The sequence below is a fragment of the Geobacillus sp. ZGt-1 genome, assembly GCF_001026865.1.
Taxonomy (GTDB): domain Bacteria; phylum Bacillota; class Bacilli; order Bacillales; family Anoxybacillaceae; genus Geobacillus; species Geobacillus thermoleovorans.
Genome location: NZ_LDPD01000090.1, coordinates 1 through 314 on the forward strand (window position 1 = coordinate 1; position 314 = coordinate 314).

Annotated in this window: 1 protein-coding gene; it reads left to right on the forward strand. The window is 31.2% G+C overall.

The window, feature by feature from the left end:
- Positions 1–98: 98 nt before the first annotated feature.
- A partial coding sequence (locus tag VU18_RS15735) for a hypothetical protein (RefSeq protein ID WP_152668847.1) occupies positions 99–314 on the forward strand: 216 nt, incomplete at its 3' end.

Sequence of the window (314 nt, forward strand, 5' to 3'; positions counted from 1 at the left end):
CAAAATTCTTGACGGTACCCTTTTCACTATATTGTAATCGGTATTATTTCAATATTAGGATAAACTTGTTAAATAAATACTTAGTGGAGGTGTTTACCTTGGCTAAGAAAGTGAACTTGTCAAAATTTATTCGTAATAACAGGAAATATGACATAAAAACTAACCCGGTTGACGTAATCTTTGGAAGAATAACAAAAAGCTTTTTTAACGAAACTCAACAGAGAGAAATTAATCAAGTAGAGGATATTATAGAACAGGAATTGAATGAAGATTTTACAATTGGAGGTCACCCGAAAGTAACTATTCAGCCACAT